Origin of the sequence: Streptomyces sp. NPDC102402 (assembly GCF_044765765.1) — a bacterium.
GTDB lineage: Bacteria > Actinomycetota > Actinomycetes > Streptomycetales > Streptomycetaceae > Streptomyces.
Window position 1 is genome coordinate 17,209 of the sequence record NZ_JBIWKR010000004.1, and the last position, 19,603, is coordinate 36,811.

Here is a 19,603-nt window from a genome sequence, read left to right on the forward strand (position 1 = left end):
CCAGGGGCCGCCGGTCGTGCGTCATGGCCGGCGCATATGGTCACCGGCCCCGGGTGATCTTGCCAAACGCATACGGGCAGGGCAATGGCGTTAGCTCGACGTTGCCACGGCAACGCTGCTATGCCTCTGACACCTGGGATGACGAATGGGCCCTGATCGAGTCCGTGTTCCAGGAGCAGTCGGCGTCCGCTGGCCTCGGCAGTGGCACCGAGGCCAGGGCCCGGCGGAGCCGGACGACCTCGATTCGTCCCTGGTTGGGTCCTCCGTACAGCGCGCCGTGTCCGCGTCGGTGCTCAGGTGCCAGAGCCAGGTCGACCAGCGTCCCGACCGCACCGTCCAGGGACCGGCCCGCTTCTATGATTGTCGGCGTGATTCGTGCGCGACTGTGCAAGGCAGGCTGACGGTGCGTGAGGCCATCTCTGATTCCGGCCCCGAGCATCACGCCATGCGATAGGTGGGATGGGTGCGGGTACTGCGAGCGCCAGAGCAGGGCTGCTATTGCCGTGCCGGGTAGGTCAGGCGGGCGGTGACGGCGCTGAGCCCGAGCAGGCCGAGCCCTGCTCCGGCGGTAAAGGCCATCACGGTGGTGGCGGAGGCGGCGAATCCGGTGAGGACACCCACGGGCGTGAGGCGGGCAAAGAGTGTCCAGCCACGCTGTCGGAGGGCGGCGAAGTGCCGGGCGAGCACGAGGAATGCGGCGCACAGCGCGAGGTAGCCGACCGCGCCGCTGAGCATGTGGATGGTGCCGTGTGCGCTCAGCGAGGTGACCCGGTCCTCGGGGGCACCAGCGGGGAACCCGGCCCCGGGGTCGGCGGGGAAGATCCCGGCGAGTAGGAACGAGGCGCCGAACGCGCAGAGCAGCCGGGGCGCCCAGGTGCTGCCTGGCGCATCGCGCAGGGCCTGCCGTATCGCGATCGCACCGGTGATGACGAGCAGGCCGGTGAGCAGGAAGACGGTGACCTGGATCCAGCCGAGGGCGCCGAGGCTGAGCTGGCTGAGGGCGTTGCGGGTGAAGTCGAACCCGTCCCGGGTCAGGCCCTGGGTCAGGCCCGCTGCGAGGAAGAGCGGGCCTGCCGCGATGCCGGCGGCCGACAGGAGCCGTGACACGGGACGGGCCGGGGGCACGTCGAGAGCGAGCGTCTTGGACATGTGGAGGTCTCTCCTGGTCGTGGGCAGAGGGGGCGGGCAGGCGGGGTCAGCGCGAGGCGGGGGTGTAGTGGGTTTCGATGACGCCGTTGGCGAAGGCGCGCGTGGCGGCCAGGTTCATGGGGATCTGGTCGCCGTCGGCGAGGGTGCGGCCGGTGCCGGCGATGACGGGGGCGATCTGCAGGTAGAGGTCGTCCAGCAGGCTGTTCTGCATGAGCCACTGGACGAGGGTGATGCTGCCGCCGACGTTGATGTTGTCGCCGGGCTGCTGCTTGAGGGCCCGGATCTGGTCGGCGATGTCGTCGCCTGTGATCAGGTGGCTGCCCTTCCACTGGCCGACTTCGGTGAGGGTGGAGGAGACGACGTACTTGGGTGCGGCGTTCAGCCAGTCGGCGGTGGGTATCTGGTCGTTGGTCATGTGCGGGAAGAACGAGCTCCACATCTGATAGGTGCTGCGGCCCAGCAGTGCGGTGTCGGCGTCGTCGAATAGCCGGGTCAGGGCCTCGGCCGTCTCGCCGGTGTTGTAGGGCATGCCCCACTTCTCCGGAGCCTCCACCACGCCGTCCATCGAGACGAACAGCCCTGCCACGATCCTGCGTCCAGCGGTCATGCGATCACTCCTCGGAAGAGTTGCCTGCGAAACTCGGCCGCAGTCGAATGAGAAGTGAGCTTGTCTTTTGCAAGCGTACTTTGTCAACCGAATCGTGGGCTAGAATTTGCATCATGGCGACTCGCGAGTACGGACAGTTCTGCGGCCTGGCCCGCGCGATGGAGATGATCGGCGAACGATGGGCCGTGCTGATCGTCCGCAACCTGCTCAGCGGACCCCAGCGCTACACGGACCTACGCAAGGGCCTGCCTGCCATCCCCACCAACATCCTGTCGACCCGTCTCAAGCAACTCGAAGAGGCAGGCCTGGCCACCCGCCGTGCACTGCCGCACCCCGAGCGCGCGGTCGTCTACGAACTCACCGACTACGGGCGGGACCTCGAACCGGCCCTCATCGCGCTGGGCCGCTGGGGAGCCCACACGATGGCCGAGCCCCGTCCCGGCGAAGCCATCACCGCCGACGCGGTGGCCATGTCCTTCCGCACCGCCTTCCGGCCCGAAACGGCACAGGGCACCACCGCCGGTTACGAGGTCCGCATGGGCGAGTTCACCATCCGCCTCCACATCACCAACGGTGCACTGAACGTCGGCTTCGGCGCACATCCTGCCCCCGACCTCATCGTCGAGCGCCTGTCCGGCCACCCGATCCGCGAGCTGATGAGCGGCAGCAAGACCCCTGGCGAAGTACTTGCTGACGGCAGCGTGCGCGCAGAAGGTGACCCCGCCCTTCTCGGTCGGTTCGCCGAGATGTTCCGCTTCTGACCAACAACCCCTTCCGGCAGGAACACGCTCTGGCCGAGGCCCAGGCCGAGCACCTGCGGGAGTAGCTGTGGCCAGGGGCGAGCACATCGCGTATCTCCAGCGGGCACTCGCAACATTGGTGCCGGCGCCGGAGCAGCCGGTGCTCGCGCAACCGTCGGTGCCGGAAAAGGCGCGGCCGGAGGGCGGGCGAATCCGCGGCGAGCCTCGAGGAGGGCCAGCGGACGGCGCCGATGGTGGCGGCAGGGGCTGACGGTGGGTCTGGACGTATCCTACGCCCGCGAGCACCGGGCCGACGACGTACCACTTCTGCGAACCGTCCGCGTGGTGGTCGACGATCGCGCTGCCACTGACATCGGCGTCGTAGAAGGCGCCGGAGTCCGTGTTGGTGACCCGGACGACGAGGTCACCACGGTAGGCGACCCGGGAGGGAGAGCCGTCCGGCCGCCGCTCCAGGACCCGCTGCACCACCTCGTCCACCACGGGCTCGGTATGGACCGGGACGTCGCAACGGGCCCCGGCCGGCAAGTCGGGGCCGGTTCCCACCCGCCGGGCCCGGGTGTCGGTATCGATCACCGGGCCAACAAGGCGCTGCCCGCCAGGTCACCGGCGGCGGACGGCGACCACGGAGACGAACAGGGCCGCCCGCCGACCAGGAAGCCGCCCATGGTCAGAGCGGCCGTCAGCGGATTCATGACGCCGGGCCGGACCCAGAGGAGAACGCCGACGCCCACGCACAGCGTCATACCCACCACACCGGACAGGACACCCAGCAGCGCCACCACCCACGGAGCGGTAGCCACAGGGGCGGCCGGGGCAGCAGGCGGGACAGATGCGGCGGCGGGCTGGGTCAGGTTCGAAGCGGTGCTCATGGTCTTCCCCCATCGGGATCGGTAGTGCGCTCGTTGAGCGCGCGGCCGGCCCGTGGCGTGGGGTCCAAGATGCGGCGGTCTGTGTTCCGGGTGAGCCTGGACGAAGTTTCGTCCTCGACTCGTCTGGGAGCACCATGATCGTCAAGATGTTGCATGACAAGGGCTTGCGGTCTGAGCACGCCTACGCCGCAGCGTTCGTCTCGATCGGCCTGTCGATCACTTCGTGGTGCGGGTCGATGAAGATGGAGCCAAGGGGGGTGGCGCGGGCCGACCGGTGGGGCATCTTCGTCGGCGAGTGGGCGCCCACGTTCTTCGGGCTGGGTTTGGCCCTGGCGCATTATGAGCACGAGGAAACCCCGCTGCACTCCGTGGCCCCATAACCAAGGCTCGACGACGAACGGCCCCCGCCGGGTGGCGGGGGCCGCGATGTTCTGCGGGGCGGCTGGTCGCTAGTGCGTCGACGGTGCGTAGTGGGCGGCCCGTACCCGCCGAAGCCACGCTTCGGCCGGTCCTTCATCCGGCTTGTCGGGTAGCACGCTGGTAGTGGAATCGAAGAGGGCTTCGTACTGCTGGAGCATGGGCAGGGCGACCGTTGCGTCGGCTGCGACCTGCTCCCCGAACGCGTGATACTCGTCGGGGTTTTCGACACGAATTCGTAGGTGACCAGTGGAGTACAGCTCGAAGCCCTGGTGACAAAGGCGTCGCAGGTGGCGGGCGTGCTTCTCGGTGCGCTTCCTCGTGTCGGCAGAGAACGATCCGTCGCCGCGGTCGTACAGCCGCTTGAACTGCTGGGTGGCGTAGCCGAGGTAGGCGTCGCGGACCCGTTTCGCGGAGAGCAGTGTCGAGCGGATCCCTATGAGTTCGTCGCCGAGCGGGGTCCGGACTTCATAGAGGTCCTCTGGTAGCCAGACGAGTTCCATGACGGTCGGGTTTCCGCCGAGGGCGAGCCGGCACCACTTTGCGGCCTCGTGGAGCGTCCGGTCGGGGTGGTTGGTGACGTGGGATTCCGTTGGCCGGTGCAGGCCGTGGAAGTCGGCGGTGTTGGCAGCGAACAGGCCTAGCCGGTCAATGTCGGATCCGGGGCGGGCCAGGCCGTAGGCGGTCGAGCCGACAATCCCTGAGAGCAGGACGTTCACTGATGATCCTTTGCTGGTTCGGCCGGCCGGTTCCACTAGCAGATGCGGGCGGGGTCCCCATGGCAGCAGAAGCACGACGTGCGGTCGAGCCGATATTCGACCGATGGCAAGTCGGGAACGCCCGCTGAATGCGGGCCGGTCGGTGACGCCACGGTGCTTTTCACGTCGCCTCTCGGGGCCCGAACCCCTTGGCGATCAGCCACCCGGCCAGCCCCAGCTCCCACGCGAACACCGGGAGTGCGGCGGCCGCCCCCGCCACGGAGAGCTGCTGGTAGGCCCCGAACATCACGGCTATGGCCGAGGCGCAGATCAGCGGCCCGCCAACCAGGCCGAGCACCGCGATGAAGCGCGGCACGAGCCGTGTGCGGTACGCAAGGTAGGCAAGCAGGACGCTGTTCAGGCCAAGGGCGATGTTGGGTCCGAGCAGGAACGTCCAGTCATGCACGGCCACCAGCGCGACGTCGGCGCCTGCCGTCGCCTCCGTATCCCGCCGCAGAGTGACAAGCGCCAGGACGGCGACGATCCCGAGGGTGATGACGACAGCCTCCAGCAGCCGCCCGAAGGCGTACCCGAGCGCGAGCCCCTCGCCGTGGCGCCGCAGGACGGGGAACAGTGCCGCCCCGGTACCGGCCACTGCCACCACCAGCACCACCTCGCAGAGCACCCCGAGCAGCGCCCGCATGTCGGCGCCTTGCGCGAGCCGGCCCTCCGCCGCTCCGAGCAGGGGGCGGTACAGAACGGCCCCGGCTATCGCGGCGGCCTCGGTCAGCAGGAACAGCGACCCGGTGGCCACCGCAGTTCTTCGATCCGGACTCATCTTCTCGGTACCTCTCGCTCGGTGGTGGTGTACGCCGTACACCTGGCGGAGTTTAAGTGTACGGCGTACACTCGTCAAGGAGAGGGCGTTGTCGAGGAGGGAAGAGGCCGACCGGAATGACCCAGCAGGAGGCCACACACCCGCATCGGACCCCCCTAAACAAGGACCGCGTCCTGCGCGCCGCCGTCGCGCTCGCCGACGCCACCGGCATCGACGCGCTCAGCATGCGCAGGCTCGCGCAGGAGCTGGCCGTCGTACCGATGGCCCTCTACAAGCACGTGGCCAACAAGGAGGAGCTGCTCGACGGCATGGTCGACACAGTGGTCGGCGAGATCGCCCCGCCGACTGCAAGCCCCGACTGGCAGAGCGCGGTCCGCGGGCGGATCCTCTCGGCCCGACGGGTCCTGTTGCGCCACCCCTGGGCGGCCCGGGTCATCGAGTCGCGGACCGGCCCCACCCCGGCCGTGCTGGCGTATCTGGACTCCATGGCCGGGAGCTTCCGGGAGGGCGGCCTCTCCGCCGACCTTACGCACCACGTCATGCACGCGATGGGCAGCCGCCTGCTGGGCTTCAGCCAGGAACTGTTCGACGCCCCGGCCCCCTCCGGCCCGCCGAGCCCCGAGCTGGCGGCGCACTACCCGCACATCGCGGAGCTGGCCGCGACGGCCGCACACGGCGGAGGTTCCCCGGTCGGTGGCGGCTGTGATGACCAGTTCGAGTTCGAATTCGCCCTCGACCTGCTCCTGGACGGCTTCGAAAGCCTCCGCTGCCAAGGCTGGACGTCCGCGCGGAAGGCGTAGCGGGTGCGGAGGGCTGATCCAGTGTTACATCGCAGACCAGGTGAACCTTGCTGGTCAGCCCCTCTCTGGAGCGGCCGTCGGGGCCGACAGGCGCAGCCCGATGGTCTCGCCAGGTCGTAGATCCTGCCCCACGGCCCGTACTCGACAGACACGTCCCGCAACGGAACACCGGTCCGGACCCGAAACCGTATGCCGTCGATCAACTGCCGCCGAGGTCAGACCGGCGGCCGCCCCACCTTCGCCCCGTTCGGCGGCTCCAGCACCGCCCGCTGCTCGTCCGTGAGATCTCCCCGCCCCATGCCCTCAGATCACTCATCACTCAAGATCAACTTTCGGTACACGACCTAAAGGTTGTTGCAGAAGGGTGGGTGTGGGCAGGCCGGTATGGCGTTTGACCTGCTGGTTCAGCCTGTCATGGCGAGGTTGTGCATGGTGGCGACGGCTTGGACGGCGTGGTGGAGTCCGTCTCCTCTCTGGCGGCAGTCGCGGAGGATTTTCCAGTTCTTCATGCGGGCGAAGGTGTGCTCGACGCGGGCGCGGACGCGTCGGTGTTCGGCGTCGCCCTCCTCTGGCCGCGCAGGAGTGGGCGTCCGGCTCTTCTGCGGTACGGGACGATCGTTCGCGGTGCGGCCCGTTGGACGTGCAGCGGGCCTCCGGCGGGGCCTGGCACTTCGGGCACCTGACGCCCCGCATGTGCCAGGTCCGGGCCGCCGTGCCACCGGTCGGTTGGTCGCTCCGCTCTTCCCGGCACTGCCGGAGTGGCCGGGAGCGGGCGTCGCTGTGGTGCAGGACTCCGCGCAAACGTTCGTCGCGTGGAAGCTGCCGCGTCCGGCCGGGGCCGAACCGGTGGCAAGGCCGTCTGCCCGCGAAGATGGCCACATGGACGATCTTCTGAAGTTCCTCGTCGCACGCATCATGGACGACAACCACGCGTATGCCTACGTGGCCGAGACCATGGGCGGAGAGGCCCTTCTCGACAGCCATCTCCCCATGCTCGATCTCGCCGAGCAACTGGCTCACGACTACAAGGCCATGGATCCCTCGGACTCCCGCGCGGCAGGGCTGGCATACGCCCTTCGAGTCATCGCCCAGTCATACGCTGAGCACTCCGCCTACCGCCAAGAATGGCGCCCATAGCCCTTCACGGAAACAGATCCCAGGCCGGCCACCGCACCGGCGGTCCCGCCCGCGAGCAGCATCTTCCAGATGCTGGGGCCCGGATCGGCTTCCAGGCCGGCGATGAACGCCGTCAGCAGGGCGAAGGACGCATACGTCACCACACGTGCCTGCCCCCTCGTCCCCCGCAAGCGGCAGGCCCTCCGAGTGCCCCGCACCTTCAGGTGCGGGGCACTCGATGTGGGGACGGCGCCCGCCCGGAAAAAGTCCGGGGCGGGCGCCTTAGACCAGCCGGGCGCTCGGCATCGGACGGCCGAGTGCCGCGGTGTGCGGGCGCGGACTCGAGGTTTCTCGAGAGAGGGGGTTAGGGGCAGGTGACCAGGATGATGGACAGTGCGTTGCAGGTGACGGCGGCGGTGTCGTTGGCGGGGTTGGTGTCGGTGGGTGCGGAGGCGGTGCGCTGGCCGGTGACGGTGACCGGGCCGAGGCTCAGCAGGCCGAGGGGGACGCGGAAGGTCTTGTTGACGCTCGCATTGTCGGCGATGGTTCCGTAGGTGCAGGTCACGGTGGAGGCGGCGGTGGTGCAGCCGGTGGAGAGGTTGGTGGCTGCGGCGCCCGGCGGGAGGGTCGCCTTCACGGTCGCGGAGGTGACCGCGTCGGGGCCGGTGTTGTGGGCGGTGAGGGTGTAGGTGATGTAGGGGGCCAGGATGCCCAGGCGCGGCTGGGCGGTGAGGTCGACGTCGATGTCCGCGGTCGGCGGGGTGGCGACGGTGGTGGACTGGGCCGCGGTGTTGTTGCCGGGGGCCGGGTCGGTCTCGGTGGCGTTGGCGGTGGTGGTGGCGGTCAGGGTGCCGGCCGCGGTCGGGGTCGCGTGCACAGTGATGGTGGCCGACGCGCCGTCGGCGACCGTGCCCAGGGCGCACGTGATAGTCGGCGCGGTGACGGCGCAGGAGCCCTGAGAGGCGCTCGCGGAGGTGATGGTGCGGGCGGTGCCGGAGAGGGTGACCGTGGCACTGGTGCCCGTGGCAGGGTCCGAGCCGTTGTTGCCGACGGTGGCGGTATAGGTGATCGGGTCGCCGGCGTTGACCGGGTCGGCGGAGTCGGCGACGGCCACGGTCAGGTCCGCCTCGGGTACCGCGGTGACGGCGGGGGCGAAGGCGACCGCATAGGGAAAGGAGCCGAGCGCAAAGGACGCGGTGACGGTGTTGGTGGCGGTGTCGATGACCGACATGGTGCCGGCGTAGCCGTTGGGGACGTACACCGAGGCGCCGTCGGGGGTGACCGCGGACTCGAACGGGCCGTTGCCGACGCCGACGGTGGCGACGACGGTGTTGCTGGTGGTGTCGATCACCGAGACTGAGGACGCGCTGTTGTTGCTGGCGTAGGCGCGGGTGCCGTCCGGGGACAGGGAGAGACCGAACGGGCCGATCCCGACGGGGACGGTCGCGGTGACGGTGTCGGTGGCGGTGTCGATCACCGAGACGGTGTGCGAGTTCTGGTTGCCGACATAGGCGCGGGTGCCGTCCGGGGTCACCTTGATGACGTTCGGCTTCTGGCCGACTCCGACGGTCGCGGTGACGGTGTTGCTGGTGGTGTCGATCACCGAGACCGTGTTGCCGTTGTTGTTGGAGACGTAGGCGCGGGTTCCGTCCGGGGACAGGGCGATGCCGAACGGAAGGGCGCCGACCGCGACGGTTCCGGTGACCGTGTTGGTCGTGGTGTCGACAACGGAGACGGTGTTCGCGCCGGAGTCGGCGGTGTAGAGGGTGCCGCCGTCCGGGGACACCGCGAGCTTGACGGGACCGGCGCCGACAGCGATGGTCGCGGTGACGGTATTGGTGGCGGTGTCGATCACCGACACCGAGGACGAGCCGTTGTTGGCGGCGTAGACGGACGCACCGTCCGGGGACACCGCCACCCCGATCGGGGAGGAACCGACGGGGATGGTCGCGACCACCGTGTTGGTGGCCGTATCGAGCGCCCTCACGGTGTTGTCGCCCAGGTCGGCGACGTACGCCACCGGGGCGGGCGCCGCTGCCTGCGCGGCGGGGGCGGGCAGCGCGACCAGCCCGGCGATGGCGAGCGCGCCGGCGGCAACCAGTGCGGAGAATCTTCGTCGCAGACGCGACGGGCGTAACGCGGAACGTGAGGACATCAGGTGCCTCAACCCTTCTTCGAGGCCCGCCCCGCGTCAGGATGTCGGAGGGGGCGACCCGCAGGGGCCGCGTGTTCACCGGCCCCCGGTCACCGCCACCGGGACGTACCCGCAACGGAGCGAACATCCCTGGCGGCCAACGGCGTTGGCCCCTTCGACTCGCCCAGCATGACACCCCGGGCTCCCGCGTCAGGTCGGAACGGGCACATACCCTCTCTCCCCACCCCGCGCAAACGGCCTGCCCTACCCCACGCGCCTGGACCACAGGGTCCGGCGGTGGGCCTCCGCGCAGCCGCGCCTGCAGCTCGGGTCGTCGCCTCGCTTGTCGGAGTTCCAGTCCCTGCGGGATACAGCCACGGCAGACCCGAGGGGTCCTCACCTGCTCGCCGGTGTACAGATGGGCCTTCGGCCGTGGGTCTGCTCCTCTCACCACCGCAGGTCAGCGGTGTCCATTGCGCAGATTGCGCAATCGAGTTCGCCCGCGCGTCGACTAGGGGGACATCCGGGCAGCTGTGCAGCCACTGCGTCTCGCCGAACGGCAGGACATCGGCTTGGGTGGCGTCGGTGCGAAGCCGTGCGCAGCGCAGCGGGTGACGCCACACGCCGTGGTCACGGGACACGTCGGCGCTGAACTCCGCGACCAGGACGGGGGCGACGAGGACCGGCTCCAAGGGGGTGCGGCTGTTCCGGGACGCGGTGAAGCGGACACCGGTCCACGGTGGTCCGGGCCGGCCGCAGTGAGGTGGTTGGCGAGGTCGCGGGCCGAGCCGGGCCTGAGCGGGACGGTCTTCCCCACCAGGCGTAGGCGGCCGGTGGTGTCGTAGCGGCCCAGCAGCAGGACCAGGGGGCGGAGCAGAGTGCCGGTGACGGCGCCGATGAGTGCTTCGGTGGTGCTCCTGCGGCACTGAGGGCGCTGCGCCGATCGAGTCGAACAGGGTGGCGGCGTCGCGCTCCGCGCCGGTGGACTGGCCCGTGATCTCCAGGCTGACCGCGCCGTGCGTCTGCTACGACGGACTGCGTGCAGCCGAGGTCAAGGAAAGCAAGGGCGGGCACCGCCCGGCCGTGGCGGCAACAAAGACCGGTGACGTGCGCACGGCGTGCCTGCACCACACCGACCAGTGGGAAGACGGGATCTCGCCCGGCCCCGGAACGAGGTCATCGAATCTCAGTGGAACTGAGCGTCCAACTGGAGGATGGAGGAGGCCCGCGCCGACCTGGACGCCGCACGGTCGGCCAACTGGCCTGACCCTGGCGCTGAACCAGCGCCAGGGCGAACGGCTCTGACCACGACGGCGGCGCGGCGCTGGCACTCTGCCGCACATCGCCGCCGTCCTTGGCGGCTCGGCGGTCAGGCCGGGCCCGCGGTCCCGGTTACGGTCACGGTGATGAACTCGGACGGGCGTACCGGGGCGAAACCGGCCTGCAGGACGACTTTGCCGGCCTTGACGTCCTCCTCGGTCATGGTGGCGCCCTGGCCGATCAGGACGTAGTACGCCGTATCCGCCGTGTTCCCCACCAGCCCGCCCTGCTGCCAGGTGTCGCGCAGGTAGGTGTCCGCCGTTGCTCGCAGTGTGTCCCATGTCGGCTGGCTGTTCGGCTCGGACGCCGCAGAGTTGAGAACCTTCTGCAGGTCGCGCTGCACCGTGTCGGCCAGCCGCCGCACATGAACGTACTTCCAGTCCCCCTCGGTCTCGTTGAGGGTGCGGGCGCCCCAGACGAGCGTGCCCTTGTCCGTGAACTCGCGCACGATGTTGACCGGCTTCGCCTCGCCCTGCTCCGCGTCGGTCACCGCCTGGGCCGGGCGCACACCGCCGTTCACCGTGACGTTCACCGGGGCCTTCCACACACCGCGCTCACTGTCGACGCGGCAGTAGATCCCGGCGACCGCGCCTACCGGGGGAACCGGCTGGGCGCCGTCTTCGGACGGGATCAGCCACGGGTGGTAGAGGGCAGCGTGCGCGCTCTGGCCGGCGTCCAGCTTGAACGCCCTCGCCACGTCACGTGCCTGCTGGGCGGTGTGGTCCCGGCCTGCGTGCAGGATGGCCATCGCCCGGTGAACCGCCGCGTAGGCGGTCACGGCCCTCGCCGTCTCGCCGGCCGCATCGGCACCGCCGTCCCACAGGCCGAGCGGCACCAGGATCGTCACATCGTCGAAGCCTTCGGCCGAGACCAGCGCCTGCTGAAGGGTCTTGCCGGCGGTGTTGGCCAGGTAGCAGCGAACGCCCCCGTTCTCGAAGTACTGACGCAGCACCCCGCCGGTCACCCCGGAGGTCGCCCCTTCACCGGCGGCACGGGAAAAGTCGGACCAGCTGTTGACCCGGGCCACACCCGCGAACGCTGTACCGAAGTCGGCGATGAACAACGGCACCGCAGTCGCGCCGGGGTACACCGGCATGCCGAACGAGGTGTTCTCCTCGATGTAGACACCGTGGAAGTTCACTGAATTCGCCATCGAACACTCCATCCAGACCACGACAGGACAAGGGCATGCGCCTCAGGGCCGTCATGCACGAGACATGACCGAGGACGCACCGCCTTACGGAGGGTAGTGCGGCCGCCACCTTCGGTGATCAAGCTTCCGCATCTCTGCCTGGGCTGTGGACCAGTTGATGTAACGAGATCACCCAGACGAAGTAGCGCCGCGAGCCCGATGCCCTACCGGCACATACGTCAGCCCTGGGCTGGCTGGTGCCGCATCAGACTGCCTTCGCCCTGTTTTGCGTTGTGACCTGTACGGTCCTCGGATCGGGAGAGTAGGTCCGACTTGTGCGGTCGAGTCCTAACTGCTGGTTCCGTAGGCGGCCATGAACATGTCCAGCAATCCGTCGACCACGTGCTCGTCGATGGGGCGGGTTGACAGCAGGCTGCGGTAGTACAGCGTGCCGCAAAGCACCTCGGCGGCGAATTCCAGATTCGCTTCCGCGGTCAGTTCACCGGTGCGCTGGGCGCGGGTGATTCGGTCGAGGGTGCTCTGCTCGACGGTGACCAGGAATCGCTCGTGAAGGGTCGCCCGCAGCATTGAATCGGCCTGCGCCTCGGCGATGACCGCGCGGTAGACGGGGCCGATCGGCGGGCTGGAGAGGGCAAGGCCCGAGCGTAGGAACTGTTCGCGCAAATCCGCGCGGACGTCCCCGGTGTCGCGGTAGTCCAGGTCGCTGGTCCACACGCGACTGAGCGCGTCGAGCAGCAGCGCCGACATGGACGGCCAGCGCCGGTAGATCGTGTGTTTTCCGACCCCGGCCTTTCGGCCGACCGCCTCGATGCTCAGGCCCGCGTATCCGACCTCCGCAGCCAGATCAAGGGTTACCTGCAGCAGCGCTTCGGTGCGCGCGGCGCCTCGGCGCCTCGGCGTGGCGGGCGTGTCGGTCATACCGCCATCCTAACGGCACATGGCGTGCCGTTGACAATGTCGAGAGCTGCACGCAGTATTCGAACTCGATCGGCACGCCGCGTGCCGATGTCGGATGTGGCGGCACGTCGTCGGCCACGCGCCCAAGATCCAGCACCTCAGACCCTTAAAGGGAGATCTGCCATGAGCAGCACCGAAAGCAGCACGCACGAGGGATTCACGACCGAGGAGCGGGCCGCGATGAAGGACCACGCCCAAGAGCTGAAGACGGCAGCCCGCCGCAGCTCGCGCGCGGACAAGGCCGCGGAGGCGGAGCGGGACGTGCTCGCGAAGATCGCCGATATGCAGGACTCGGACCGGATCATGGCTGAGCGGGTCCATGCAGTCATCACAGCCAGCGCCCCGGCCCTCGCGCCGAAGCTCTGGTACGGGATGCCCGCCTACGCACTGGACGGCAAGGTCGTGTGCTTCTTCCAGAGCGCGGAGAAGTTCAAGGCGCGCTACGCGACGCTCGGGTTCAGCGACCAGGCGAAGCTGGACGAGGGCACGATGTGGGCGGCCGGTTTCGCGCTGACCGAGGTGACGGCCGAGGTGGAGGCGCGGATCGGTGCGCTCGTGAAGCAGGCGGTGAGCTAAGGCGCGCCCGGTGAACGGGCTGGGCCTGTGGCACCTTGGCGAGCTCGGCGGCCTGGCGCTGCTGGCACAGCATCTCCTGCGCGCCTTCACTGACGACGTCGAGGCGCCAGGCTGACCAGAGCAGGTGGCAAATCCTGCTGCTCAGTCGCAGATGTGACGCGCCGTCCGAGTGCCGCTTCGGACGGCGCGCGTGCGCCAGGCTGGGCCGATGGCAGAGCGAGTGCGGGTCCGCGAGATCGATGACGCCGAGGGCAGACGGCTGCTCCAGATCATCCGCAGGGGAATCGGGTCGGTGGTGACCAGCGCGGCGGCCAACGCGACGACGGCCAGCGTGCCCAACTGCAGGACGCGTTCACCGGCGTGCCAGCCGGGCGGCGGGGGTTGGGCGGTCGCGTCGTGGCGGCCATCCAGGGCCCGTTGCACGGCAGCGGCCGCCCTGCGGGTCGGCAGGGGCTCCGTCATGACGCGATCGGCGCACGCGGCAGCACGTCAACGCCCCGGCCCGGTGACTCCAGAGAACTCCGGGCCGTCAGGCCCGGCTGCACCCCCCTCCCCGCTGCGCCCTGTATCCGGGCTGGAGTGCCTGTTTCTGGACCCCGTAACCGCAGGCCAGTGGTGCCAGTCCGGGACGAGAGCTTTCAGAAGCTCGGGGGCTGCTGCAATGGTCTCGTTCATCCGTCCGATCATGGCGTAGGACACCGACAATCAGGCCCGCCGAGCTCCAGGGCTGGGGAGCAGCGCCCAGCTACCTGGATGACGAAGTGGCCCGCACCCCCCATCACCTCAGCTCGTTCAGGCTGTCCACGGGCTCGGCTTGACTGCGCCGCAAGGGACTGCTCCTGGCATTCGCTGCGGCAAGCAGCGCGGAAGGCCGTGCCTGAGTGCGCGAACAGGCGATCTAGCCTGCTCCGTACCCAGGACACCGACGACCTTTTTGCCGCAGCGACAGCGCTGCAGAGACTTCCCGATGACACTCTCGGCGACGTCGCTGCCAGTCTCATGGCCGCGCACGACAGTGTCCGACAGGCAAGTTCCCTGTTGTGCCTGAGGCACCCTGCCCGGGACGAGGATGTGGCCATGGGCTGGCGCAGGACGGTGACTTTCACCCTGCCGATGCCGGGCGGCGAACCAGCTGACACACCCGTCCGCACCGGAGCCCTTCCTGCCCCTGTCCACCCGCACGGGAGACAAGCGGACCATCGAGCGGGCTACCGGGGTCGCCGCCGGGCCCGGACACAGGCATTCGCGCCAACACCTCGTTCCGCGCGCACACCGCATGCTTCGAAAGCGGATAGGGATCTGCTTCTCCGTGGGGGCAGGCGGACGCGCAAAGCGTCAACTGACGCCGTAATCCTGGCAGGGTGTCGGCTGGGCGTCACGGCAGCCCCCAAGGATTCGTCACTTCTGCGGGCCGGGCTGACCGGCGGTCTTCTTCCAGAGGCACCGTCAGGTGTGTTTCCTGAGTCCTCTGTTGACCTACGTTGCGCCTTCGGGAGGCCGCGCGATGCTCCTCGAACAGGCACACGATACGGTTTGCCTCGCATCCATCGGCCGCAGGACTTGAAGGCATCATTCACCGTGCCCCCGGGGGGACGGGTGCCTATGGCGCCACCGGCGTGCTGTTCTCTGCTGCGCCCGCTGTGACGTTCGAGGGCGAGGACTGGCGCGGACAACACTCCGTGGCTCTGCCTGCCGCGCGATGCCGTCCACGCCAGTTGTCACCCAGAGGAGCCCATCACCATGCCCCAGCACGAAGAGGCGGCGGCCGAGCGGAAAGACCCGACCCCTCAGAAGTGTGGCGCCGGCCTTCCGGACCGGGTTCCTGCGCCGGAGTCGAGTGAGCGGGATCCCGCGGCCGGATCCATGCCCGCCTCCGCTCCGGAACCGAGGGGCGGAGTGGCCGGAACCGAGGTCTCGACTGCCGGTACCGGCAGCACCGAAGCACCTGTGCAGCCGAAGAAGCCCGTGGCGGCCGAGGGCACCGCGAAGACCGGGAAGCCCGTGGAATCAGAGGAAGCAGGGCAGCCCGAAATAGCCGTGAATGCCGGAGGGGACAGGGATGCCGGAGGGGCCGGAGTTGCTGCCGGGGCCGCGCCGGTCGGGACGTCCCTGGCCTCCGAGGACGTTGAACGGACGGCCACGGCAGCCACCGGCACCAAGGGTGACGGGCCGCAATCCCGCCCCGCAACAACAGCTGCGGACGGCGGCGCACCCGCTCCCAAGGAAGTGGGCCGCCCCAGTAAGGCGCTACTGGCAGCCGCGGCGATCGTCGGTGTCCTGCTTGTCAGTGTCCCCTTTCTGATCGCCGCCGGGGACGACGGCGACGGTAGGGGCCCCGGTGCGAGCCAGGTCCCCGGCACGGTACTCGGGGGCGGCACGGACGCACCCGGATCCTTCACTGCGGCCTCACCCGATGCCCAGCAGGACGGGAGGACCAAGGCCGGCGGGGCCACGGTCCCGGGCAGCGGCCCGGAGGTGTCCGGCCCGGACTCGGACGAAGCCGACTCACCGGCGGGAGAAGGCATCCCGGAGAACGACACGAAGGCCGGGGCCGGCAAGGCCGGAACGGGCACCGCACCCGCCTCCACCGCAGACAAGCCCACTCCGGAATCCGGCACCTCCGCCCAGGCACCGAAGGCGCAGACCGCCTCCACCGTCGTATACACGGGGGTCGTGGGCCACGGTTGCCCCCTCCCGTCCGGTGGCGGCTACAAGCAGGTCAACTACTTCAGCGATGGCACAGCGGGCTGGTACACCCGCACGACCGGATCCTGGACAGGTGACGGGTGCAACGGCAGCTACGCTGCGGTACCCATGTCCGGCTCCACGGCCACGGACGCCAAGAGCAGGGTGATGTGGTGGTGGCGGCCAGGCACCGGAGCGCGTACGTGCCAGATCTCCGTGTTCATCCCGCACAGCAACACAACCCTGTACGTAGGAGGGCACCCCTCCACTTATCACGTGCTGGTCGACGCCAACGACCGGACGACGAAGTACAGCAGCTTCACCGTCAACCAGGCCGGTCTGCGCGGTCAGTGGGTCAACGCCGGCACGTTCCCGGTGAAGGGCTCCACCATCGGCGTGAAGCTCCTCGACCGGGGTGACGACTCGTCCAGCGGTTGGGGCAAGGCCCATCACGCGGCCGCGCAGATGAAGGCGACCTGCCGCTCCTGAGCGGCCGGCCGGCTCGGGGTCTGGCCCTCCGTCCAAGGCACTGCATGTTCGGAACAGATGCTCCAGCCCCGGCCTGTACCAGGTGGTCTCCATGTACCTGTGCCAGCGGCAGGGACGGGCTGTTGGGTCGGGTGGCCTTCTCCTTCCGCCTCCGGGGCACGGAGGCTCCGACACCGCGGCGCAGGCGCATCAGCACGCACGCCATGGACGTGGCGCATCAGTTCGGTCTCTTCCAGGGTGGCGCCGCTGTGAACGGCGCTCTCCAGCCGGCCCAAGTGCCGCTAAAGTTCTGTAACGCCAGCATTCTCGACGAGAGCAGGGCGCAGATCGTCGGCCACTTCTCTCGGTCGGCTTCTCGGGCAGGAGCGGCGACGGCAGTAGCCGGGCGGGGAGAGACACCGCGCTGTCGCCACGCGATGCGAGCATATCGGCCCATCTCCACCCCCAGGTCAGCCGTGTGCTGCGGTAACAGATACCTCGACAATCAAGAGGACTTCGGGCGCTCCGCAAGGTGCTGTGGATCCACCGAACGGTGGAGGCGTAAATCAACCAAGCTCAGACGCTACGGTCGATGTGGTGGGGTGCGGTGCGTCCGTAGCTTCGCGGTATGACCGCATTGGAAGTGCGAAATCTGCACAAGCGTTGCGGGCACCACGTTGCCGTCAATGACGTTTCTTTCGCCGTTGAAGAGGGGGCGATCATCGGGCCCAACGGCGCCGGCAAGACGACAACTGTCGAGTGCATCGCCGGGCTGCGAAAGCCGGGCTCAGGCTCGATCTCTGTGCTGGGGACCGACTCGGCCAAGGACCGGGCGGAGGTGCGTGAGCGACTCGGCGTGCAACTGCAGGAGAGCAGCTTCCCGGACGCGATCAAGGTCGCCGAAGCCCTCGAGCTCTACAGCGCCTTCTACGGGGACCCTGCCGACTGGCGCGAGCTCATGGAGCGCGTAGGTCTCACCCAGAAGCGCAACACGCAGTACAAGGCTCTCTCGGGCGGGCAGAAGCAGCGGCTTTCGATCGCGCTGGCCCTGGTCGGTAACCCGAAGGTCGCGATTCTCGACGAGCTCACGACGGGGCCGGACCCGCAGGCGAGGCGCGACACCTGGAGCCTCATTGAGCGGGTTCGTGACACGGGCGTCACGATCCTCCTTGTCACGCACTTCATGGATGAAGCGGAGCGCCTCAGCGACCGGATCGCCGTCATCGACGGTGGCCGGGTCGCCGCAGTGGATCGTGCGGACCACGGCCGCGGACATCATGCCGAGCCCGAGCAGTGCCGCACAGCCCACGACGAGGGCGACGAGGAACTCCAGGGGCCGCTCGGGCAGCGCGACATCCAGCACCGCCCACGCGAGGAAGATCAGGCCGGCCAAGCCCAGCCGGTGCTGGCACCGTGCGGGCACATCATCGCCGGAGCGAACTCCGCGACGGAGAGGACCGGCCCACCCGTGACCGCCGCCGCAGCTGTTCGTTGCCCACGCGTACGGCGGCCTGAGCCGCGGAGGCCAACGAACGTGGACAGGACAGCGAAGCTGATGAGTATGGACAGGACAGCCTGCCCCGGACAACCGCCCGTGCCGCCTGGCCCAGGAGTACTCGCCCACTCCCGCGCCCTTCGGTTCTGGCTGAACCCGGCCAACCTCGCCACCCGTCTCGACCAGGCAGGCCCGGTCGTCCGGACCAGGACCGGCCCGGCGACCGCCTTCCAGGTCAACGACCCGGCACTGCTACGCAAGGTAGGCAGTGATGAGGACACCTTCCGGTTCTGGGGCCCGGACCCGAGCCTGCGCGACTTCGCCGAGAACGGGGTGGTAGGCCTCGAGGGAGCCGCCCACCGGAAGCGGCGCGCCGTGATGAGGCCCGCGTTCACCGCGTCCCGGCTCACCGCTCTCGGGCCCAGCGTCCAGGCCCGTACCCGGCGGCTTCTCGCTGACCTGCCCTCGGACCGACCGCTCGACATGCAAGCGGAGATGAGTCGGCTCGCCGGCGGCCTCCTCGTCAGCTGTGTCCTCAACAGCGAGCTCACTCCCGACACCCTGTCCAAGATCGCGGCCGCCCGCTCCACACTGTCCAGCGGCATCTTCTGGCGCTACGCCCTCGCACCCTGGCCCTGGGTTCCCGTCCCCCGGCGCCGCGCCTGCCGCCGGGCGCTCGCCGAACTGGACGAGGCCGTCTACCAGGTGCAAGCCCGCCACCGGCCCGACCCGGACGGTAAGGACCTGATCTCCTTGCTCACAGCTGCCGCTCCCGGGAACCCTCACGTGGTGCAGCGCGACGTTCGCGCTCTGCTGATCGCCGGCTTGGAGACCAGCGCCTCCACCCTCGCCTGGACCTGCTACGAACTTGGCCGCCACCCGCACTACCAGCAAGCGCTCCAGGACGAAGCCAACGCCGCGCCCGATACGAGCCGCCTCCAAGCACACCACCTACCGCTCGCGACCGCCTTCATCCAAGAAGTCACCCGACTCCACGGCATCCCGTTCCTGGTCCGCCGCACCCGCCACCAGACCTGCCAGGGCGGTGTACGGATCCCAGCCGGAGCCGTGATCACCCTGCCCCTGGGGGCCCTACGCCGCGACAGGAACCGCTACCCCGACCCGGAAGTGTTCGACCCGCAGCGCTGGCTCCCTCACGCCGATCCGCCACCTGCCCCCGCCGCGCTGCTCGCCTACGGCCTGGGTCCCCGATACTGTCCCGGCGCAGCCGCGGCCGATGTCATGCTGCCCGTCGCCCTGGCGACCCTGGCCAGCTCGCGCACGCTGCGCCCGGCGCGGCCGGGCCGAAAGATCGGCGTGAGCCTGGAACTCACACCGACGCCCAAGGGCCTGACCATGTACGCCACACCATGCGAACCTCGGCTCGCCGGCACCAGGCCAGCGCCCGACACGAACATCGTTTCCCGTTCCGGGGTAGCTTCCACCGAGAGTGGACTCTCGTGACCCACGCCCTCCTGCGCCCCGCCGCTTGTGTCTGTGTAAGTGGAGCTGCTGGTGACAGCCGATGGACGTCAGCGGCGCGGGATGCTTGGTGCCTGG

Annotated in this window: 17 protein-coding genes and 2 pseudogenes; 8 read left to right on the forward strand and 11 right to left on the reverse strand. The window is 69.2% G+C overall.

Annotation, left to right across the window (positions count from 1 at the left end; genetic code table 11):
- Nucleotides 1-184: 184 nt before the first annotated feature.
- From ACIRJR_RS13865 to ACIRJR_RS13875, 3 genes and pseudogenes are all read right to left on the reverse strand, one after another.
- Nucleotides 185-337, reverse strand: a pseudogene (locus tag ACIRJR_RS13865) (transposase); the annotation flags it as partial.
- Between the two features lie 158 nt (nucleotides 338-495).
- Nucleotides 496-1,149 carry a DUF998 domain-containing protein gene (locus ACIRJR_RS13870; protein WP_403778797.1) on the reverse strand — a complete coding sequence of 218 codons (654 nt, stop codon included), beginning with the start codon at nucleotides 1,147-1,149 and terminating at the stop codon, nucleotides 496-498.
- Nucleotides 1,150-1,195: 46 nt separating this feature from the next.
- Nucleotides 1,196-1,756 carry a dihydrofolate reductase family protein gene (locus ACIRJR_RS13875; RefSeq protein WP_403778800.1) on the reverse strand — a complete coding sequence of 187 codons (561 nt, stop codon included), beginning with the start codon at nucleotides 1,754-1,756 and terminating at the stop codon, nucleotides 1,196-1,198.
- 113 nt (nucleotides 1,757-1,869) lie between these two features.
- Here ACIRJR_RS13875 and ACIRJR_RS13880 point away from each other — a divergent pair, with 113 nt between their 5' ends.
- The gene (locus tag ACIRJR_RS13880; protein ID WP_403778803.1) at nucleotides 1,870-2,517 is read left to right on the forward strand and encodes a winged helix-turn-helix transcriptional regulator; all 648 of its coding nucleotides are present in this window, start codon (nucleotides 1,870-1,872) and stop codon (nucleotides 2,515-2,517) included.
- Nucleotides 2,518-3,086: 569 nt separating this feature from the next.
- Here ACIRJR_RS13880 and ACIRJR_RS13885 read toward each other — a convergent pair.
- The gene (locus ACIRJR_RS13885) at nucleotides 3,087-3,386 is read right to left on the reverse strand and encodes a hypothetical protein (RefSeq protein WP_403778806.1); all 300 of its coding nucleotides are present in this window, start codon (nucleotides 3,384-3,386) and stop codon (nucleotides 3,087-3,089) included.
- A gap of 134 nt (nucleotides 3,387-3,520) precedes the next feature.
- Here ACIRJR_RS13885 and ACIRJR_RS13890 point away from each other — a divergent pair, with 134 nt between their 5' ends.
- A complete protein-coding gene (locus tag ACIRJR_RS13890; protein ID WP_403778809.1) occupies nucleotides 3,521-3,766 on the forward strand; it encodes a hypothetical protein in 246 nt (81 codons plus the stop codon).
- A gap of 69 nt (nucleotides 3,767-3,835) precedes the next feature.
- On the opposite strand, the gene ACIRJR_RS13895 is transcribed toward ACIRJR_RS13890, so the two are convergent.
- Nucleotides 3,836-4,522, reverse strand: a complete 687-nt coding sequence (locus ACIRJR_RS13895; RefSeq protein WP_403778812.1) for a DNA polymerase beta superfamily protein — start codon at nucleotides 4,520-4,522, stop codon at nucleotides 3,836-3,838.
- A gap of 160 nt (nucleotides 4,523-4,682) precedes the next feature.
- Complete coding sequence (locus ACIRJR_RS13900) at nucleotides 4,683-5,339, reverse strand: DUF4386 domain-containing protein (protein ID WP_403778815.1); 657 nt, start codon at nucleotides 5,337-5,339, stop codon at nucleotides 4,683-4,685.
- A 116-nt stretch (nucleotides 5,340-5,455) separates the two neighbouring features.
- Here ACIRJR_RS13900 and ACIRJR_RS13905 point away from each other — a divergent pair, with 116 nt between their 5' ends.
- On the forward strand, nucleotides 5,456-6,139 hold the full coding sequence (locus tag ACIRJR_RS13905) for a TetR/AcrR family transcriptional regulator C-terminal domain-containing protein (protein ID WP_403778818.1): 684 nt from the start codon (nucleotides 5,456-5,458) through the stop codon (nucleotides 6,137-6,139).
- 404 nt (nucleotides 6,140-6,543) lie between these two features.
- Here ACIRJR_RS13905 and ACIRJR_RS13910 read toward each other — a convergent pair whose 3' ends face one another.
- Nucleotides 6,544-7,056, reverse strand: coding sequence for a transposase (locus ACIRJR_RS13910; RefSeq protein ID WP_403778821.1), 513 nt, complete (start codon nucleotides 7,054-7,056; stop codon nucleotides 6,544-6,546).
- Here ACIRJR_RS13910 and ACIRJR_RS13915 point away from each other — a divergent pair.
- Complete coding sequence (locus ACIRJR_RS13915; RefSeq protein WP_403778824.1) at nucleotides 7,019-7,276, forward strand: DUF6221 family protein; 258 nt, start codon at nucleotides 7,019-7,021, stop codon at nucleotides 7,274-7,276. The genes ACIRJR_RS13910 and ACIRJR_RS13915 overlap by 38 nt on opposite strands.
- Before the next feature lie 343 nt (nucleotides 7,277-7,619).
- On the opposite strand, the gene ACIRJR_RS13920 is transcribed toward ACIRJR_RS13915, so the two are convergent.
- The 3 genes from ACIRJR_RS13920 to ACIRJR_RS13930 form a co-directional block, all read right to left on the reverse strand.
- Entirely contained in the window at nucleotides 7,620-9,410 is a 1,791-nt protein-coding gene (locus tag ACIRJR_RS13920; protein WP_403778827.1) for a beta-propeller fold lactonase family protein, read from the reverse strand.
- 1,348 nt (nucleotides 9,411-10,758) lie between these two features.
- Nucleotides 10,759-11,862 (reverse strand): phage tail sheath family protein, encoded by a 1,104-nt coding sequence (locus ACIRJR_RS13925; RefSeq protein ID WP_403778830.1) that lies wholly within the window; start codon nucleotides 11,860-11,862, stop codon nucleotides 10,759-10,761.
- Nucleotides 11,863-12,189: 327 nt separating this feature from the next.
- Nucleotides 12,190-12,780 (reverse strand): TetR/AcrR family transcriptional regulator, encoded by a 591-nt coding sequence (locus tag ACIRJR_RS13930; RefSeq protein ID WP_403778833.1) that lies wholly within the window; start codon nucleotides 12,778-12,780, stop codon nucleotides 12,190-12,192.
- 162 nt (nucleotides 12,781-12,942) lie between these two features.
- On the opposite strand from ACIRJR_RS13930, the gene ACIRJR_RS13935 reads away from it, so the two are divergent.
- Nucleotides 12,943-13,395: an iron chaperone gene (locus tag ACIRJR_RS13935; protein ID WP_403778836.1), complete on the forward strand. Its 453-nt coding sequence runs from the start codon at nucleotides 12,943-12,945 to the stop codon at nucleotides 13,393-13,395.
- 141 nt (nucleotides 13,396-13,536) lie between these two features.
- Here the strand turns inward: ACIRJR_RS13935 and ACIRJR_RS13940 are convergent, their stop codons facing one another.
- Nucleotides 13,537-13,857 (reverse strand): hypothetical protein, encoded by a 321-nt coding sequence (locus ACIRJR_RS13940; RefSeq protein WP_403780379.1) that lies wholly within the window; start codon nucleotides 13,855-13,857, stop codon nucleotides 13,537-13,539.
- Nucleotides 13,858-15,621: 1,764 nt separating this feature from the next.
- Between ACIRJR_RS13940 and ACIRJR_RS13945 the strand changes: the two genes are divergently transcribed.
- From ACIRJR_RS13945 to ACIRJR_RS13955, 3 genes and pseudogenes are all read left to right on the forward strand, one after another.
- On the forward strand, nucleotides 15,622-16,569 hold the full coding sequence (locus ACIRJR_RS13945) for a hypothetical protein (protein WP_403778838.1): 948 nt from the start codon (nucleotides 15,622-15,624) through the stop codon (nucleotides 16,567-16,569).
- A 607-nt stretch (nucleotides 16,570-17,176) separates the two neighbouring features.
- Nucleotides 17,177-17,800 (forward strand): annotated as a pseudogene (locus ACIRJR_RS13950) (ABC transporter ATP-binding protein); the annotation flags it as partial.
- A 303-nt stretch (nucleotides 17,801-18,103) separates the two neighbouring features.
- The gene (locus ACIRJR_RS13955; RefSeq protein WP_403780292.1) at nucleotides 18,104-19,507 is read left to right on the forward strand and encodes a cytochrome P450; all 1,404 of its coding nucleotides are present in this window, start codon (nucleotides 18,104-18,106) and stop codon (nucleotides 19,505-19,507) included.
- Nucleotides 19,508-19,603: the final 96 nt, after the last annotated feature.

What these genes read in the sequence shown, in the direction of transcription:
- ACIRJR_RS13885 (WP_403778806.1), bottom strand. Translation starts at nt 3,386, where the DNA reads ATGAGCACCGCTTCGAACCTGACCCAGCCCGCCGCCGCATCTGTCCCG.
- ACIRJR_RS13910 (WP_403778821.1), bottom strand. Translation starts at nt 7,056, where the DNA reads ATGATGCGTGCGACGAGGAACTTCAGAAGATCGTCCATGTGGCCATCT.
- ACIRJR_RS13880 (WP_403778803.1), top strand. Translation starts at nt 1,870, where the DNA reads ATGGCGACTCGCGAGTACGGACAGTTCTGCGGCCTGGCCCGCGCGATG.
- ACIRJR_RS13940 (WP_403780379.1), bottom strand. Translation starts at nt 13,857, where the DNA reads ATGACGGAGCCCCTGCCGACCCGCAGGGCGGCCGCTGCCGTGCAACGG.
- ACIRJR_RS13890 (WP_403778809.1), top strand. Translation starts at nt 3,521, where the DNA reads ATGATCGTCAAGATGTTGCATGACAAGGGCTTGCGGTCTGAGCACGCC.
- ACIRJR_RS13935 (WP_403778836.1), top strand. Translation starts at nt 12,943, where the DNA reads ATGAGCAGCACCGAAAGCAGCACGCACGAGGGATTCACGACCGAGGAG.
- ACIRJR_RS13905 (WP_403778818.1), top strand. Translation starts at nt 5,456, where the DNA reads ATGACCCAGCAGGAGGCCACACACCCGCATCGGACCCCCCTAAACAAG.
- ACIRJR_RS13925 (WP_403778830.1), bottom strand. Translation starts at nt 11,862, where the DNA reads ATGGCGAATTCAGTGAACTTCCACGGTGTCTACATCGAGGAGAACACC.
- ACIRJR_RS13955 (WP_403780292.1), top strand. Translation starts at nt 18,104, where the DNA reads ATGAGTATGGACAGGACAGCCTGCCCCGGACAACCGCCCGTGCCGCCT.
- ACIRJR_RS13930 (WP_403778833.1), bottom strand. Translation starts at nt 12,780, where the DNA reads ATGACCGACACGCCCGCCACGCCGAGGCGCCGAGGCGCCGCGCGCACC.
- ACIRJR_RS13870 (WP_403778797.1), bottom strand. Translation starts at nt 1,149, where the DNA reads ATGTCCAAGACGCTCGCTCTCGACGTGCCCCCGGCCCGTCCCGTGTCA.
- ACIRJR_RS13915 (WP_403778824.1), top strand. Translation starts at nt 7,019, where the DNA reads ATGGACGATCTTCTGAAGTTCCTCGTCGCACGCATCATGGACGACAAC.
- ACIRJR_RS13920 (WP_403778827.1), bottom strand. Translation starts at nt 9,410, where the DNA reads ATGTCCTCACGTTCCGCGTTACGCCCGTCGCGTCTGCGACGAAGATTC.
- ACIRJR_RS13875 (WP_403778800.1), bottom strand. Translation starts at nt 1,756, where the DNA reads ATGACCGCTGGACGCAGGATCGTGGCAGGGCTGTTCGTCTCGATGGAC.
- ACIRJR_RS13900 (WP_403778815.1), bottom strand. Translation starts at nt 5,339, where the DNA reads ATGAGTCCGGATCGAAGAACTGCGGTGGCCACCGGGTCGCTGTTCCTG.